Origin of the sequence: Arsenicicoccus sp. UBA6765 (assembly GCF_002453335.1) — a bacterium.
Taxonomy (GTDB): Bacteria; Actinomycetota; Actinomycetes; order Actinomycetales; family Dermatophilaceae; genus Arsenicicoccus; species Arsenicicoccus bolidensis.
The window spans coordinates 38,916-54,382 of the sequence record NZ_DKGR01000044.1; the positions used below are offsets into that span (position 1 = coordinate 38,916).

Below are 15,467 nucleotides of genomic sequence, written 5' to 3' on the forward strand. Positions count from 1 at the left end.
CAGTTCTGGCCACGGGTAGGTGCTTGGCATCTGACCAGTGGGCGGTCAGGGAGTCGGTATCTGACCAGTGGGTGGAAGGGGTGTGCCGGACGCGGTGTCGTCTTCGTCCTCGCGCCGTCGTCGGGCCAGGGCGATCAGCAGCATGCCGACGCCCACGGCTGTGCCACCCGCGGCGAGAAGCACGATCACGTCGGCCCCCGTGTGCGCCAGGGCTCCGGAGAGCGGCCCCGAGGACACGCCGAACGCGTCCCCGCGGGGCACCGAGCCGTCACTGCCACCTGTCTGACCCACGTCTGCGCCAGTCACGTCGGTGCTCGGCGGAGCGAGATCGGCCGGCGTCATCGCCATCGACACCCTGATCGGATCCGTCCACGTGCGATTTTCGGCCAGCGTCCGGTCGACATCGCCGACGGCGCCCGCCAGGAGCGCGGCAACCTCCACGCGGACGACCTGGCCCGGGCGGACGGCGCCCGTGGTCAGATCTCCTCCCCTCGCGGCGAGGCTGGCGGCGGTCGGCGAGGTCTCGGTTGGCGTGGCGGCGCCGCCGATGCCGGCGGCCAGGTGCAGCACCTCGGCGAGCGGGTCGGAGACGGCGTCGCTGCCAGGAACGGCCCCGATCGTCAGCATGGCGGTGTCGGGGGAGGCATTCTTGACGTACAAGGCTCCGCCGACTGTCCGGCCCGGGACCAGGCGCTGGCCCGCGTGGAAGATGCCCGTGTCCAGAGTGGGCTCCCACGGTCCGGTCGGGCTGGTCGACACCAGGAGGTAACCCAGGGTCGGGTCGGCGGCCACGGCTGCGGCCGGCTGCGGCATACGAGCTGCGGCCTGGGCGACGCCGGGAGAGGCGAGGGGGGACCCGAGGGCGACGGCGAGCACGGCCGCGGCGGCGGGGCGCGCGAGTCGTCGGCTCATGGCTCGTCCTTCGGGGTTGCGGGATCGGCGGGGGCGGTGGCGTCGGACGGAGTGTCCGTGACGGCCTCGGCGCGCAGGCAGCGGGCGCGCAGCAGGCCGACGAGCTGCCACAGGGCGTAGGTGAAGAGCGCGCCGGCGACGATGATGATGCCGCGGGACTTCTGGTCGCGGTTGAGGGCGTTGGCGACGTAGCCGACCTTGGGCAGGTGGTAGACCATGACCCCGCGGATCTGCTTGACCGTCTTGACCTCGAGGTCTTCGTCGGGGTTGTGGTCACCCTTGGTCTTGATCTTGTGGACCCCGTCGCTGTCGACCGAGATCGAGGTGATCCGGTGGGTCACGAGCGAGTTGTCGTCGGGGCGGGGGAGGAAGGTGATGACGTCGCCCTGCTTGAGCCGGGCGACGTCCTGCTCGGTCTCCACACGCTTGACGATGACCTGCGAGCCGATCGGGATGGTGGGCTCCATCGAGCCGGGCAGCACGGTGAGCGGGACCCACTTCATGATTAGGGGGACCACGACCATGAGGGCCAGCAGGCCGATGGCGATCGTCGCGAGACCGCCGACTACGACCGACACCGCGAGGCGCACGGGGGCCGGCAGGGCCGGCCGCGTCACGCGACGCGCTCCACCCCGGGGCGGGGCGGCGGTGGGCAGGGCGCTCATCAGTAGCCCCACATCCCCACGTTGGGGTTGGCGGCCGTGGCAGGGGAGCCGCACGTCCAGAAGCTTCCGCTGGTGGGGCGCGTCGCGTACCACATCACGGTGCTCTCGGCGTACTTCGTGCTACCGGCGAAGGGGTAGACACGCACGACGAACTCGTAGGTGCCCGGGCCATACCCGGCGTTGTTCATGGCGATATAGCTGACCCACTGGGCCCGGTCGTTGGCTGGGATCCCGCCCTGGACCAGCTTGAAGGGGACGGTCGAGCCCTTGGGGCGAGCCCAGACCTCCCACCGGTTGATCGCCGGGGTGCTGCCTGACGAGCTCGTGGCGGCGTTGGGCCAGGCCCAGTACAGTCGCACGTTCTCGGCCAGGCCCGTGGTGCAGACGTTTCCGTCGGAGCCCAGCATCGGGGAGGGGATCGAGATGACGTAACGACTCGTCCAGGTCCAGTCCTTGGTCGCCGTGCCGGCCACCGAGACGGCCTGGCCGGTGGTCGTCACCTGGAACTCGCGACCTGCGAACCTGTTGTAGCGGTCGTAGTCGGTCCCGCTGGGCTTGACGATCACGCAGTGGGACGTTGAGGAAGCCTTGGCGAGGGGCGTGCGGACCGCGGCGGTCACCGGCGACACGGCTGTCGTGGCGGCCGTCCCGAGAGCTGTCTGCCACAGCGCGGTCGTCGACGAGCATCCCGTGTAGTCGTACTGCACCCTGTTGTTCAGGAAGTCGCTCGCCATGGCACTGGTCCTGGGGGTGCTAGGCATCGCCGTCAGGTTCACCTGGTAGGGGCGGTACTCGAGGCCGTAGCCGGCGTCGTTCTTGAGGGTCGCCTTGAGCGCGTCCGTGAACGGCTTGGTGACGGGGACGTCCGTGGGCGTCAGAGTAGGCGTGCCCATCGTCATCCTGGGGACGACGCTGGTGCGGGTCTCGGTCCACCGTGCCTGGGTGTCACCGGTGGGCGCCGCGATGACGGCGGTCGCCGCGACGGCGGTGACGCCGAGCGTGGCCAGGACGCGCCGACGGGACATGGGGTGCCTCCAGGGATCGGTGGATCAGTTCTGGGTGAGGGTGAAGGGCAGGTTGCGGGTGGACACCGAGGTGCCGTTGAGCATCGTGTTCCACCATCCGCTGCCGCCGGCCGGCTCGGTGCGGGCCGCGCCGGTGCTCGTCGCGCGAACCGTGTACTTCATGGTGGCGAGGTAGGTCGCGCCGTTGTGGGCCGAGGTGATGGCCCACTGGTTGGTGCCGGTGCTCGTGAGGTTGGGCGCGGTCCCGACGGGCGTCAGCGTCACGACGGAGCCGTTGTTGACGTTGACCTCGGAGACCAGGGCCGCGGTGCCGGTCAGGGCTGCCGGGGCGGTCGAGAGGGTGGCCTTGAGGTTGGTGCCCACGGCCTGGACCGTGATGGGCAGCGTGATCGTCACCTGGTCGCCGGGGGCGAAGGGGTGAGAATCTGTCCGATTGACCGACTCCCAGCCGACCACCGCGACAATCGGGCATGAACCGACGTCGAGAGGCGCCGGAATGGTCTTGGGGTTGACGGATCGTGTCCGCCGCCCGAGCCGGAGGTCTCCGCCACGACCGGGCCGGCTGGCACTACGCTGATCGTTCAAGGGCCGCCATCACCGAGCGGTCGTAGCACGCTGGAGGCAGGCCATGCCCAAGGATCGCGAGGCGCTCCTCTCGTCGGCGGTCCGCCGGTCCATCACCGACCTGGTCGCCGCCGATCCCGACCGTTGGACCGCGAGCCGGCTGGCCGAGGAGCTCGACCTGCACGTCACGACCGTGCGCTTCCACCTCGACCAGCTCGAGCAGGCCGGCGTGCTGGAGTCGGGCGTCGAGCGACGCGACCGGCCGGGCCGTCCCAGCAAGGTCTATCGCCGTCGCGCCGAGGCCGTGCCCGTAAACACCGCCGCGTATGTCGTCCTCGCGGACGTGCTCGCCGAGACGCTGGGCGGCGACGAGGACGCCCGCGTGGAGGCGGCGACGCGGGCCGGCGAGGCCTGGTCACGCCACCATCTGGACCACGTGGCCCCGGAGGGGTCCCAGGGCGAGGTGCCGGTGCGCGAGCTGCTCGACGTCCTGGCGCGGTGGGGCTACCCACGCGAGACGGTGACCGTCGAGGGGGACCCCGCCGGGCGGTGCCAGGCCACGTTGACCCACTGCCCGATGAAGGCCGCCGCGGTCCGGCACCCCGACGTCGTCTGCGCCATACATCTCGGTCTGGTCCGGGGATCCCTCGAGGGGCTCGGCGTCCAGGACCCGGCCGTCCGGGTGACGCCCATGGTCGCCCCCGACGTGTGCACCGTCGAGATGAGCGGTGCCCTCCACGCCGGCGAGCAGGTCGCCGAGGGTCTGGACCTCGCCCACGTCCGCCGCCGCCCGGAGGCCGCGAGCGCAGACGCCACGACCTCCGATGTCACGAGCCCGGACGCACCCAGCCCGGACGCGACGGAGGGCCGGTCGACGAGCGACCGGCCCTCCGAGGCGACGAGCTGAGCGATCAGCCGGGCTTGGGAGCCCCCTTGCGGGCGTAGCGCATCCACGTGATCGCCACGCACATGACGGCCCAGACGACGCCGACCCAGTAGAAGAGGGTGGCGCCCATGATGCCGATGCCGAGGGCGAAGAAGAACGGACCGAAGGCGGCGATGGCGGCGGTCCAGCCGATGACGCCGCCGGCCTGACGCTTCTCGAAGATCATCGGCATCTGCTTGAACGTCGAGGCGTTGCCGATCCCCGAGAACAGGAAGATCGCGAGCATGCCCCACAGGAACCGCGTGAAGTCACCCTGCAGCGCCGCGGCGGACGAGGTGTCCGGGGTGAGCGCCGGGATCGTGTAGACGATCGAGGCGATCAGGCCGAGGCCGGAGATCAGCGTCCAGATCGCGCCGCCCATGCGGTCGGTCAGCGGGGAGAACAGCATGCGGGCGAGCGCGCCGACCAGCGGGCCGAGGAAGACGAACTTGACCGGGTCGGGGACCGCGTAGCCCTCGACGAGGATCTTGGCGGCGGCGCCGGAGCCGGACACGATGTCGGCGTTGCCGGAGCCGTAGAGGTTGCCCATCAGCAGACCGAACTGGGCGGCCAGGCCCGAGAAGGTGCCGAAGGTCATGATGTAGATCAGCGTCATCCACCAGGTGTCCTGGTTGCCGAAGATGTCGAACTGCTGGCGGACGTTGGCCTTGACCGGCACGGACTTGAGCGCGAACCACGCCCAGGCGGCGCCGATGAGGATCAGCGGGATCCAGATGAACGCGGCGTTCTGGTACCACACCTGCGTGTTGGGCTTGCCCGCGACCTTCATCGCCTGTGAGCCGCCGAGGAACCCGATCATCGAGAAGCCGATGAGCCACGGCGTGAGCAGCTGCACGAGGGAGACGCCGAGGTTGCCGATGCCGGCCTGCAGGCCGAGCGCGGTGCCCTGCATGCGGCGGGGGAAGAAGTAGGACGTCGACGGCATGAAGCCGGAGAAGGCGCCACCACCGATGCCGGCGAGGAAGGCCAGGACCATGAGCTCCCAGTAGGGGGCGGAGGGGCTCTGGACGCGCACGCCCCACCCGAGGATCGGGAAGACGAGGAGCAGCGTGGTCAGCGCGACCATCTTGCGGGTGCCGAGGATGGGCGGCAGGACCATCCAGACGATGCGCAGCAGACCGGCGGCGAGGCCGGGCATCGCGGACATCCAGTAGAGCTCGGTCTTGCTGAAGCTGTAGCCCAGGGCGTTGAGCTTGGGGATGACCGCGCTGGGGAGGTACCACGCTACGAAGCACATGGTGAGGGTGAACGTCGTGATCGTGAGGGTGCGCCAGGCGAGTGCCTTGTCCCAGGTCTGGTCGTTCTCGGGATCCCAGGACTGGAGCCACTCGCCCCCTTGGCGGGAGCTGGTTGCGGTGCTCATGGGTTGTCTACTCCACGGGTGCTGAGGTGGTGGGACGTCTCGACCGTATGACGGGACGCGGGCTGGTGCAGGGTGGTGGGTGGGTTATGCCTGTTGGGGTGTCTCACGCGGGGTGGCGGGAGGGCTCGGGGTGCGGCTGGTCGAACTGGTCCGCGAGGTGGGGGGACCGGTCGTGGAGCATCCGCACGATCGTGAGGTGCATCCAGATCAGGCACACGGCGGTGAGGAGGAACAGGACGAAGAAGGTGCTGGACGGGAAGCCTGACCAGGACTTGGTGTAGGCGAACAGCGGCGGGAGGAAGAACCCGCCGAGGCCGCCGAGCATGCCGACGAGGCCGCCGACGGAGCCGACGTTGTCGGGGAAGTACTCGGGGATGTGCTTGTAGACGGCGGCCTTGCCGACGCCCATGGCGCAGCCGAGGAGGAAGACGACGATCGTGAACGGCACGATCGAGATCGCGTAGGGCAGGTGCTCGGTCTGGGAGCCGTCGGCGTGGTTGATGGTCAGGTGGCCGTTGGGCATCATCAGCAGGCCCGTGGTGGCGAGCATGACCCAGAAGGTGCCGTACATCGCCTTGCGCGCGCCGAAGCGGTCGGAGAACCAGCCGCCGACGGGGCGCAGCAGGGACGCGGGGAAGATGAACAGCGCGGTGAGCAGGCCGGCCGTGCTGAGCGAGACGCCGAAGGTATCCATGTAGTAGTTGGGCAGCGTGCTCGAGAGGGCGACGTAGGCGCCGAACACCGCGACGTAGTAGAGGCTGAACCGCCATACGCGCACCTGCCGCAGCGGGGCGAGCATCTCGTCGAGGGGCTTGGAGGCGCCGGGCATGCGGTCGGTCGAGGGGGTCCCGAACCACGTGGCCGCCGCGAGGAGCACCAGCAGGACGGAGTAGATCACCGGCACGAGGCGCCAGCCGCCCTGGACGACACCGAGGTACGTGGCTCCGGCGGTCGTGGCGATCAGCGGCGGGCCGATGAACTTCGTGACCGAGGCCCCGACGTTGCCGGCACCGAAGACGCCGAGCGCGAAGCCCTGCCGACCACGGGTGAACCAGGCGGAGTTCCACGCGATGCCCGAGGAGAAGGAGTTGCCGGCGAAGCCCACGAGGAAGGCCAGCAGCAGGAGCATGCCGTAGCTGTGCGCCTGCGAGACGAGGTAGGCCGGGACGGCGCTCGCGAGCAGCAGCACGGTCATGACCTTGCGGCCACCGATGCGGTCGGTGATCATGCCGGCGGGCAGGCGCCACATCGAGCCGTTGAGGATCGCCGCGGCGAGGATCCAGGAGTACTGCTCCTCGCTGAGGTGCAGCTCCGCCCGGATGGGCTTCTGCAGGATGCCGAACATCATCCAGACGGCGAACATCACGGTGAACGCGGTGGTCGACCAGGTCAGGACCCGGTTGGCGCCGACGGGCTGGCTCTCGTGGGACGTGGTCGTCGGGGCGTCGGTGGCGGGTGTGCTCACGACGTGCTCCTTGCTCCAGGCATTAATAGGATCAGGCTGTATGGCGGAGACGCTGCTGGTGCAGTCGCCGCGAGACGCCCGGCTCAGGCCCTGCGAGGCATTGCGCGGAGGATCTCACCAGCAAGTTTGGCACAGCCTCCGAATATAGAGGAGGGCGCCCCCCCTCTGTCGTGGCATCGCTGGTCCGGCTATGCTGCAGGCGTGCTCCTCTTTTTGGAGGAGGCATGCACCGATGGCGTCGATGACACCGGTGCACCGTGACGGGCGACCGCAGGAGAGGCGATGAGGAGCGTGGCGCAGGAGCTCCGGTGGGGCCCCGAGGCCGACGGCCGCCCGAGCCTGCTGGCCCCGTCCATGCGCCGGCGCATCATCGACGTCCTCGCCTCCGCGCCCGTCACGGTCCACGGCCGCCCCGGGCTCGCCGCGCAGGACATCGCCACCCGCCTCGACATCCACGTGACGACCGCGCGCTTCCACCTGGACGTCCTGCTCGCGTCGCACGTCGTGGAGGCCCGGTCCGAGCGCCTGGGGACCGTGGGGCGGCCGCGCAAGATCTATCACCTCGTCCCCGCGGGGGTGCGGCTGCACCCGACGCACCGCGAGCTGTCCGCCCTGGTCACCTCCTGCTGGGGGCTGGCGGAGCCGGCGGGCTCGGAGGCGATGTTCCCCGCCGCCCGCGCCTGGTCCCGCGAGCACGCCGACGTCGAGCCGCCGGCCTGGGCGCCGGCCGCGACGCCGGGGGAGTGGCTGGTCACCGTGGAGCGCCTCGTGCAGACCATGGCGCAATGGGGCTTCCGGCACGACATCTCGCTCGTCGAGGGTGGCCGCACCGTCGACCTCGAGCTGCGGGCCGCGCCCTTCCTCGCGATCGCCGCCCGGCACGCGCCCGTCCTCTACGCCTTCCGCCGCGGCCTGATCACCGGGGTCCTCGACCGGCTCGGCGAGCCCGAGGTCGACGTCGTCATGACGCCGCACGACGACATCGCTGTCACCACGGCTCACCTGACGACGCGGACCCCCTTCCGGCATACGGTGGGGACAGGCCTCCCGGGGCCGGTCCTGCCACCCAGCACCACGACCCGACGACGCGCCAACCGCAGGAGAGACGCATGAGCACATCGACCCATCGCGGAGGTCGAGGCCCCTCGGGCATCGACACCCCCCTCGCCGAGGCCCTCGTGGGGACCCGGCGGTTCTTCACCAAGGGGGAGGTGAGCCCCGACAAGCGGACCCTGCACCAGATCGGCGGCCGCAAGGCCGACGCGTTCTACCGCGACCGCTGGAGCCACGACAAGGTCGTGCGGTCCACCCACGGCGTCAACTGCACGGGCTCGTGCTCGTGGAAGGTCTACGTCAAGGACGGGATCATCACCTGGGAGGCGCAGCAGACGGACTACCCGTCGACCGGCGGCGATCGCCCGGAGTACGAGCCCCGCGGCTGCCCCCGCGGCGCGGCCTTCTCCTGGTACACCTACAGCCCCACCCGGGTCCGCTACCCCTACATCCGCGGCGTGCTGCTCGACATGTACCGCACGGCCAAGCAGGAGTACGGCGACCCGGTGCTCGCCTGGGCCTCGATCGTGCAGGACGAGGACAAGCGTCGTCGCTACCAGTCCGCCCGCGGCAAGGGCGGGCTCGTGCGCGCGAGCTGGGGCGAGGCGGCCGAGATGGTCGCCGCCGCCAACGTGTTCACGATCAAGCGCTGGGGCCCGGACCGCATCGCCGGCTTCTCGCCGATCCCCGCGATGTCGATGGTCTCCTACGCCTCCGGGGCCCGGTTCACCGAGCTCATCGGCGGCACCATGCTCTCCTTCTACGACTGGTATGCCGACCTGCCGGTCGCCTCGCCCCAGATGTTCGGGGACCAGACCGACGTCCCCGAGTCGGGGGACTGGTGGGACGCGGGCTACCTGATGATGTGGGGCTCCAACGTCCCGCTCACCCGCACGCCCGACGCGCACTGGATGACCGAGGCGCGCTACCGCGGGCAGAAGGTCGTCGTCGTGTCCCCGGACTACGCCGAGAACGTCAAGTTCGCCGACGAGTGGCTGGCGGCCCAGCCCGGCAGCGACGCGGCGCTCGCGATGGCGATGGGCCACGTCATCCTCAAGGAGTTCTTCGTCGACCAGCAGGTCGAGTTCTTCCAGGACTACACCAAGACCTACACGGACCTGCCCTACCTGGTCTGGCTGGACGTCGAGGAGGGCGCGGACGGCGGCCAGGTGGTCACGCCCGGCAAGTTCGCCGTGGCCGGCGACGTCCCCGGCGGCCCGGAGTCCGGGTCCGAGAACGCCATGTGGAAGCCGATGCTCGTCGACGAGCGCACCGACGAGGTCGTCGTGCCCCGCGGCTCGCTCGGCCACCGCTTCGGCGACGAGGGCATGGGGCAGTGGAACCTCGACCTGGGCGACGTCAGCCCCCGCCTGTCCCTGCTCGCCGACGGCGCCGAGACGCTCGAGGTGTCCCTGCCGCGCTTCGACGCCCTGGACGGCCAGGCGACGCTGCAGCGCCGCGGCGTCCCGGTGCGCCGCATCGGCGACCGCTACGTCACGACCGTCTTCGACCTCATGCTCGCGCAGTACGGCGTGGCCCGCCCCGGCCTGATCGGCGACTGGCCGACCGGCTACGAGGACGTCACCGGCGCCTACACCCCGGCCTGGCAGGAGGACATCACCGCCGTCCCCGCCGACAAGGTCGCCCGCATCGCGCGCGAGTTCGCGCAGAACGCCGTCGACACCCACGGCCGCTCGATGATCCTCATGGGCGCTGGCACCAACCACTGGTACCACTCGGACCTGATCTACCGCGCGATGCTCGTCCTCACGACGATCACCGGCTGCCAGGGCCGCAACGGCGGCGGCTGGGCGCACTACGTCGGTCAGGAGAAGGTCCGCCCGCTGACCGGCTTCCAGCACACGGCCTTCGCCCTCGACTGGCAGCGCCCGCCGCGCCACATGATCCAGACGGCCTACTGGTACCTCCACACCAGCCAGTACCGCTACGACACCTACACCGCCAACGACATCGGCGCGGGCCGAGGGGCCTTCCCCGGCAGGACGGTGGCCGACCTGGTCGCTCAGTCCGCGCGGCTCGGGTGGATGCCGAGCTACCCGACGTTCAACCGCTCCTCGATCGCGTTGCCCGACGAGGCGGAGGCGGCCGGGATGGAGGTCCCGGCCTACGTCGTCGACCAGCTCAAGAAGGGCGAGCTGAGCTTTGCGGCCGAGGACCCCGAGGCCGAGGAGAACTGGCCGCGCGTGCTGATGATGTGGCGCGCCAACCTGTTCGGCAGCTCCGCCAAGGGTGACGAGTACTTCCTCAAGCACCTGCTCGGCACGGACCACGGCGTCAACGCCGAGGAGGCGCCGGCGGACAAGCGCCCGGCGGACGTCGCCTGGCCCGAGCGGGCCCCCGAGGGCAAGCTCGACATGCTGATGACGATCGACTTCCGCATGACGAGCTCGACCCTGCTGTCCGACGTCGTCCTGCCCGCCGCCACGTGGTACGAGAAGAACGACATCAACACCACGGACATGCACCCCTTCATCCACTCGTTCAACCCGGCGATCGCCCCGCCGTGGCAGAGCCGGTCGGACTGGGACGCCTTCGTCACCATCGCCGAGACCTTCAGCGAGCTCGCCGGGACCCACCTCGGCACCCGCAAGGACCTCGTCGCCAAGCCGCTGTGGCACGACACCCCCGAGTCCATGGCGACGGTGCACGGCCGGGTCCTGGACTGGAAGGCCGGCGAGTGCGAGCCCGTCCCCGGCAAGACCCTGCCGGTCCTGGCGGTGGTCGAGCGGGACTACACCAAGGTCTTCGAGAAGATGACCACGATCGGGCCGCTGCTCGACAAGCTCGGGACGACCACCAAGGGCGTCACCTACGACGTCAAGCGCGAGGTCGACTACCTGCGGCGCAAGAACGGCGTCGCGAGCCGCGGTGCCGGGCAGGGCAACCCGCGCCTCGACACCGCTGTGGACGTCGCCGAGGCGATCATGGCGCTGTCGGGCACCACCAACGGCCACCTCGCCACCCAGGGCTTCAAGACCCTGGAGAAGCGCACCGGCCACCAGATGCACGACCTGGCCGCCGAGCACGAGGGCAAGCAGGTCACGTATGTCGACACCGTGGCCGCCCCCGTCCCCGTCATCACCTCCCCGGAGTGGTCGGGCTCGGAGTCGGGCGGTCGCCGCTACAGCCCGTTCACGATCAACATCGAGCGGCTCAAGCCGTTCCACACACTGACCGGGCGCCAGCAGTTCTACCTCGACCACGACTGGCTGCAGCGGATGGGGGAGGCCCTGCCGACCTACCGCCCACCGCTCAACATGACCCAGCTGTTCGGCGAGCGCCCGCTCGGCGAGGTCGAGAAGGCAGCGGACGGGGTGTCCGGCATCTCTGTGTCGGTGCGCTACCTGACCCCGCACAACAAGTGGTCCATCCACTCGGAGTACCAGGACAACCTGTTCATGCTGTCCCTCGGCCGCGGCGGCCAGTCGATCTGGATGTCCGACAAGGACGCCGCCAAGATCGGCGTCAAGGACAACGAGTGGGTCGAGGCGGTCAACCGCAACGGCGTCGTCGCGTCCCGCGTGATCGTCACGCACCGGATGCCCGAGGGCACGATCTACATGCCCCACGCGCAGGACCGCCTGATCGACGTGCCCCTCACCGAGCACAACGGCAAGCGTGGCGGCATCCACAACTCCATGACCCGGATCATGGTCAAGCCGAGCCACATCATCGGCGGCTACGCCCAGCTGTCCTACTTCTTCAACTACATCGGGCCCACGGGCAACAACCGTGACGAGGTCACGATCATCCGCAAGCGCTCGCAGAAGGTGGAGTACTGACATGAGAGTCATGGCACAGATGGCCATGGTCATGAACCTCGACAAGTGCATCGGGTGCCACACCTGCTCGGTCACCTGCAAGCAGGCGTGGACCAACCGGGCCGGCACCGAATACGTCTGGTTCAACAACGTCGAGACCCGCCCCGGCCTGGGCTACCCGCGACGCTACGAGGACCAGGATGAGTGGCAGGGCGGCTGGGTGCTCGGCAAGAACGGCCGGCTCAAGCTCCGCGCCGGCGGCCGGTTCAAGAAGCTGCTCAACATCTTCGTCAACCCCAAGATGCCGTCGATCCAGGACTACTACGAGCCCTGGACCTACGACTACGAGACGTTGCTCAACGCGCCGGCCGGCAAGCACTTCCCGGTCGCGCGGCCGCACTCGCTGATCTCCGGCAAGCCGATGAACATCTCCTGGTCGGCCAACTGGGACGACGACCTCGGCGGCTCGATGGAGACGATGCACCAGGACGTGATGCTCAAGGGCATCGAGGACAAGGTCACGACCGACTTCGAGTCGACCTTCATGTTCTACCTCCCCCGCATCTGCGAGCACTGCCTCAACCCCTCGTGCGCGGCGTCGTGCCCCTCGGGCGCGATCTACAAGCGCGAGGAGGACGGCATCGTCCTCGTCGACCAGGAGCAGTGCCGCGGCTGGCGCATGTGCATCTCGGGCTGCCCCTACAAGAAGGTCTACTTCAACCACAAGACCGGCAAGGCCGAGAAGTGCACCTTCTGCTTCCCGCGCATCGAGGTCGGGATCCCGACCGTGTGCTCGGAGACCTGCGTCGGTCGCCTCCGCTACATCGGGCTCGTCCTGTATGACGCCGACCGCGTCCTCGAGGCCGCGTCGGTCGAGGACGACCAGGACCTCTACGAGGCGCAGCGCTCGGTGTTCCTGGACCCGCGCGACCCGGCGGTGGTCGCCGAGGCCGATCGCGCCGGCATACCGTCCGACTGGATCACGGCCGCGCAGCGGTCCCCGGTCTATCGCCTGATCAACGACTACAAGGTCGCGCTGCCGCTGCACCCGGAGTACCGCACGATGCCGATGGTCTGGTACATCCCGCCGCTGTCGCCGGTCGTGGACGCGCTGGCCGGGTCCGGGCACGACGGCGAGGACAAGGACAACCTGTTCAACGCCATCGAGACGCTGCGCATCCCGATCGAGTACCTCGCCAACCTGTTCACCGCCGGGGACGTGAAGCCCGTCGACGGCGTCCTGCGCAAGCTGGCCGCCATGCGGTCCTACATGCGCGACATCAACCTCGGGCGCGACCCCGACGGGTCGATCCCCGCGGCCGTCGGCATGGAGGAGGAGGACATGTACGACATGTTCCGCCTGCTCGCCCTCGCGAAGTACGAGGAGCGCTATGTCATCCCGACCGCGCACGCCGAGGAGGCGCACGCCCTCGAGGAGCTCGCCACCGAGTGCTCGGTCAGCGACTACCAGACCGGCAACCAGGGCGCGTTCGGCGAGGGCTCGGGGTCGCTGACCCCGATCGCCGTCGAGAACTTCCAGATGCTGCAGGCCCGCCAGACCGCCGACACCCTCGTCGGCGGCGGCTCCAAGGAGGGCCGGGTCAACCTGCTCAACTGGGACGGCAAGGGCATGCCCGAGGGCCTCTTCCCCGGTCAGGGTGGCAGCCTCGGCGCCGGGATCTCCGAGGAGGCCCGCCGCGAGGGCGAGGGCATGCCGATGGGCTCCGACCCGAGCGCCTCGCACGACCGCGGTGCCATCCCGCCCGAGGACATCCGGTGAAGGTCGCCCTGCGGCGTCGCAAGCAGGCCGCCCTGCCGGTCGGCACCGACGAGATGCAGGCCGCCTGGCAGTGCGCGTCGCTGCTGCTCGGCTACCCGGACGAGCAGCTCCTGCGCCACCTGCCGGTGCTGCACGACACGGTCGCGCAGCTGCCGGCGCCGGTGGGGGAGCCGCTCGGTCGTCTCGTCGCGACCATCTCCGCGGCCGTGGAGGCGGGGGAGCTGGACGTGGTGCAGAAGCGCTACGTCGACACCTTCGACTACACGCGCCGGTGCGCGCCCTACCTGACCTACTTCGCGCACGGCGACACCCGCAAGCGCGGGATGGCGCTCGTGCAGTTCAAGCAGACCTATCGCCGGGCCGGGGTCGAGATCGGTGACGAGGAGCTGCCCGACCACCTGTCGGTGGTGCTGGAGTTCGGCGCCACCGTCGACCTCGAGGCCGCCCTCAAGCTGGTCCTCGACCACCGCGCCGGGCTCGAGGTCCTGCGCCTCGCGCTGCTCGACCGCGGCGTCCCGTGGGCGGACGTGCTCGTCGCCGTGTGCGCCACCCTGCCGCCGCTGGACGGTGACGAGCAGACGGCGGTCGCGCGGCTGGTCGCGCAAGGGCCCCCGTCGGAGGACGTCGGGCTGGCGCCATACGAGATCGACCCCCGGCTCAACCCCCACCCGGCCACCGACCCATCACCCGAGGAGCTCGAGGCCGAGCTCCTGCAGCACTCGCAAGGAGGGCGCTCATGAACACCCTGCTCTGGGTGGTGTTCCCCTACATCTGCCTGACGATCTTCGTCGTCGGTCACCTCTGGCGCTACAAGTACGACAAGTTCGGCTGGACCACGCGCTCGAGCCAGCTCTACGAGGACCGGCTGCTGCGCTGGGGCTCGCCGATGTTCCACTTCGGCATCCTCTTCGTCGTGATGGGCCACATCATGGGCCTGCTCGTGCCGAAGTCCTGGACCGACGCCGTCGGGATCTCGCAGTCGGTCTATCACTTCCTCGCCCTGTCGGTGGGTCTGCTCGCCGGCTTCCTGACGCTGGTCGGCATGGCGATCCTGATCTATCGCCGCCGCACCACCGGCCCGGTGTTCTCCGCCACGACGCCGATGGACAAGGTCATGTACGCCTTCCTCGTCGTCGTGATCCTGCTCGGCCTGGCCAACACGCTCGGCTGGCACGCCCCCGGCATCAACAACCTCGGCGGGCCCGCCGAGCACTACAACTACCGCGAGGGCGTCTCGATCTGGTACCGCCAGTTCCTGACCTTCCACCCCGACGCGGACCTCATGGCGGCGGCGCCGCTCGGCTTCCAGCTGCACACGCTCGTGGCGTGCATCCTGTTCGCCCTGTGGCCGTTCACGCGGCTCGTGCACGTGTTCTCGGCGCCGCTCGGCTACGTCACCCGCCCCTACATCGTCTATCGGTCGCGCGACCGTCGCCCCGGTGCCGGCGTCGGCAGCCGGGCCCCGCAGCGCGGGTGGGAGAAGGTATGACGGACCAGTCGCCTCGCGGCTCGGACCGCGGCTCTGCCACCGGCAGAGACCCGGAGACGCCCGAGCTGCTGCCCAACCTGGTCGAGCTGGTGGACGAGCTGATCGGGGAGGCGCACGCCTCGTCGTCCGGACGCGCCACCCAGTCCGTGATGCACACCGACCTGCTGCGGACGGTGGTGATCGCGCTGCGCGCCGGAGCCACCCTGGCCGAGCACGAGGCGCCGGCCGCCGCGTCGCTGCAGGTGCTGCGCGGCGACGTGACGCTGGGCACCGGGTCGGTGGACTTCCACCTGACGACAGGGCTGTTCACGCCGATCCCGCACGAGCGGCACTCGGTGGTGGCGCACCAGGACTCGGCGCTGCTGCTGACGGTGGCCACCGGTCGCTGACCCAGCCATCCCCTCGCCCCACGATCTTCGGGGT

General features: G+C 69.9%; 13 protein-coding genes. 7 read left to right on the top strand and 6 right to left on the bottom strand.

Features of this window, described 5'->3' with window-relative positions:
* Positions 1 to 45 precede the first annotated feature (45 nt).
* The 4 genes from B4K29_RS12230 to B4K29_RS12245 are packed head-to-tail and all read right to left on the bottom strand — an operon-like array spanning position 46 to position 2,998.
* Positions 46 to 912 carry a hypothetical protein gene (locus B4K29_RS12230; RefSeq protein WP_286967472.1) on the bottom strand — a complete coding sequence of 289 codons (867 nt, stop codon included), beginning with the start codon at positions 910 to 912 and terminating at the stop codon, positions 46 to 48.
* Positions 909 to 1,577 (bottom strand): signal peptidase I, encoded by a 669-nt coding sequence (locus B4K29_RS12235; protein ID WP_286967473.1) that lies wholly within the window; start codon positions 1,575 to 1,577, stop codon positions 909 to 911. The genes B4K29_RS12230 and B4K29_RS12235 overlap by 4 nt, the downstream gene beginning before the upstream one ends.
* Entirely contained in the window at positions 1,577 to 2,602 is a 1,026-nt protein-coding gene (locus B4K29_RS12240; RefSeq protein WP_286967475.1) for a hypothetical protein, read from the bottom strand. The genes B4K29_RS12235 and B4K29_RS12240 overlap by 1 nt, the downstream gene beginning before the upstream one ends.
* Positions 2,603 to 2,626: 24 nt before the next feature.
* A complete protein-coding gene (locus B4K29_RS12245) occupies positions 2,627 to 2,998 on the bottom strand; it encodes a hypothetical protein (RefSeq protein WP_286967476.1) in 372 nt (123 codons plus the stop codon).
* 232 nt (positions 2,999 to 3,230) lie between these two features.
* On the opposite strand from B4K29_RS12245, the gene B4K29_RS12250 reads away from it, so the two are divergent.
* Positions 3,231 to 4,073: a helix-turn-helix transcriptional regulator gene (locus B4K29_RS12250; RefSeq protein ID WP_019286580.1), complete on the top strand. Its 843-nt coding sequence runs from the start codon at positions 3,231 to 3,233 to the stop codon at positions 4,071 to 4,073.
* A gap of 4 nt (positions 4,074 to 4,077) precedes the next feature.
* Here the strand turns inward: B4K29_RS12250 and B4K29_RS12255 are convergent, their stop codons facing one another.
* Both B4K29_RS12255 and B4K29_RS12260 read right to left on the bottom strand, forming a co-directional pair.
* Positions 4,078 to 5,475: an MFS transporter gene (locus tag B4K29_RS12255; RefSeq protein ID WP_029211987.1), complete on the bottom strand. Its 1,398-nt coding sequence runs from the start codon at positions 5,473 to 5,475 to the stop codon at positions 4,078 to 4,080.
* Positions 5,476 to 5,578: 103 nt separating this feature from the next.
* Positions 5,579 to 6,940: an MFS transporter gene (locus tag B4K29_RS12260; protein WP_029211988.1), complete on the bottom strand. Its 1,362-nt coding sequence runs from the start codon at positions 6,938 to 6,940 to the stop codon at positions 5,579 to 5,581.
* Between the two features lie 282 nt (positions 6,941 to 7,222).
* Here B4K29_RS12260 and B4K29_RS12265 point away from each other — a divergent pair, with 282 nt between their 5' ends.
* From B4K29_RS12265 to B4K29_RS12290, 6 genes are read left to right on the top strand one after another with little or no spacing between them, the layout of a single operon-like run.
* On the top strand, positions 7,223 to 8,053 hold the full coding sequence (locus B4K29_RS12265; RefSeq protein WP_029211989.1) for a helix-turn-helix transcriptional regulator: 831 nt from the start codon (positions 7,223 to 7,225) through the stop codon (positions 8,051 to 8,053).
* On the top strand, positions 8,050 to 11,796 hold the full coding sequence (locus B4K29_RS12270; RefSeq protein WP_286967480.1) for a nitrate reductase subunit alpha: 3,747 nt from the start codon (positions 8,050 to 8,052) through the stop codon (positions 11,794 to 11,796). The genes B4K29_RS12265 and B4K29_RS12270 overlap by 4 nt, the downstream gene beginning before the upstream one ends.
* Position 11,797: 1 nt before the next feature.
* Entirely contained in the window at positions 11,798 to 13,555 is a 1,758-nt protein-coding gene (gene narH, locus B4K29_RS12275) for a nitrate reductase subunit beta (RefSeq protein WP_286967482.1), read from the top strand.
* Entirely contained in the window at positions 13,552 to 14,295 is a 744-nt protein-coding gene (gene narJ, locus B4K29_RS12280) for a nitrate reductase molybdenum cofactor assembly chaperone (RefSeq protein WP_286967484.1), read from the top strand. The genes narH and narJ overlap by 4 nt, the downstream gene beginning before the upstream one ends.
* Positions 14,292 to 15,044, top strand: a complete 753-nt coding sequence (narI, locus tag B4K29_RS12285) for a respiratory nitrate reductase subunit gamma (protein ID WP_019286572.1) — start codon at positions 14,292 to 14,294, stop codon at positions 15,042 to 15,044. The genes narJ and narI overlap by 4 nt, the downstream gene beginning before the upstream one ends.
* Positions 15,041 to 15,433: a hypothetical protein gene (locus tag B4K29_RS12290; protein WP_286967486.1), complete on the top strand. Its 393-nt coding sequence runs from the start codon at positions 15,041 to 15,043 to the stop codon at positions 15,431 to 15,433. Before narI ends, B4K29_RS12290 begins: the two co-directional genes overlap by 4 nt.
* Positions 15,434 to 15,467: the final 34 nt, after the last annotated feature.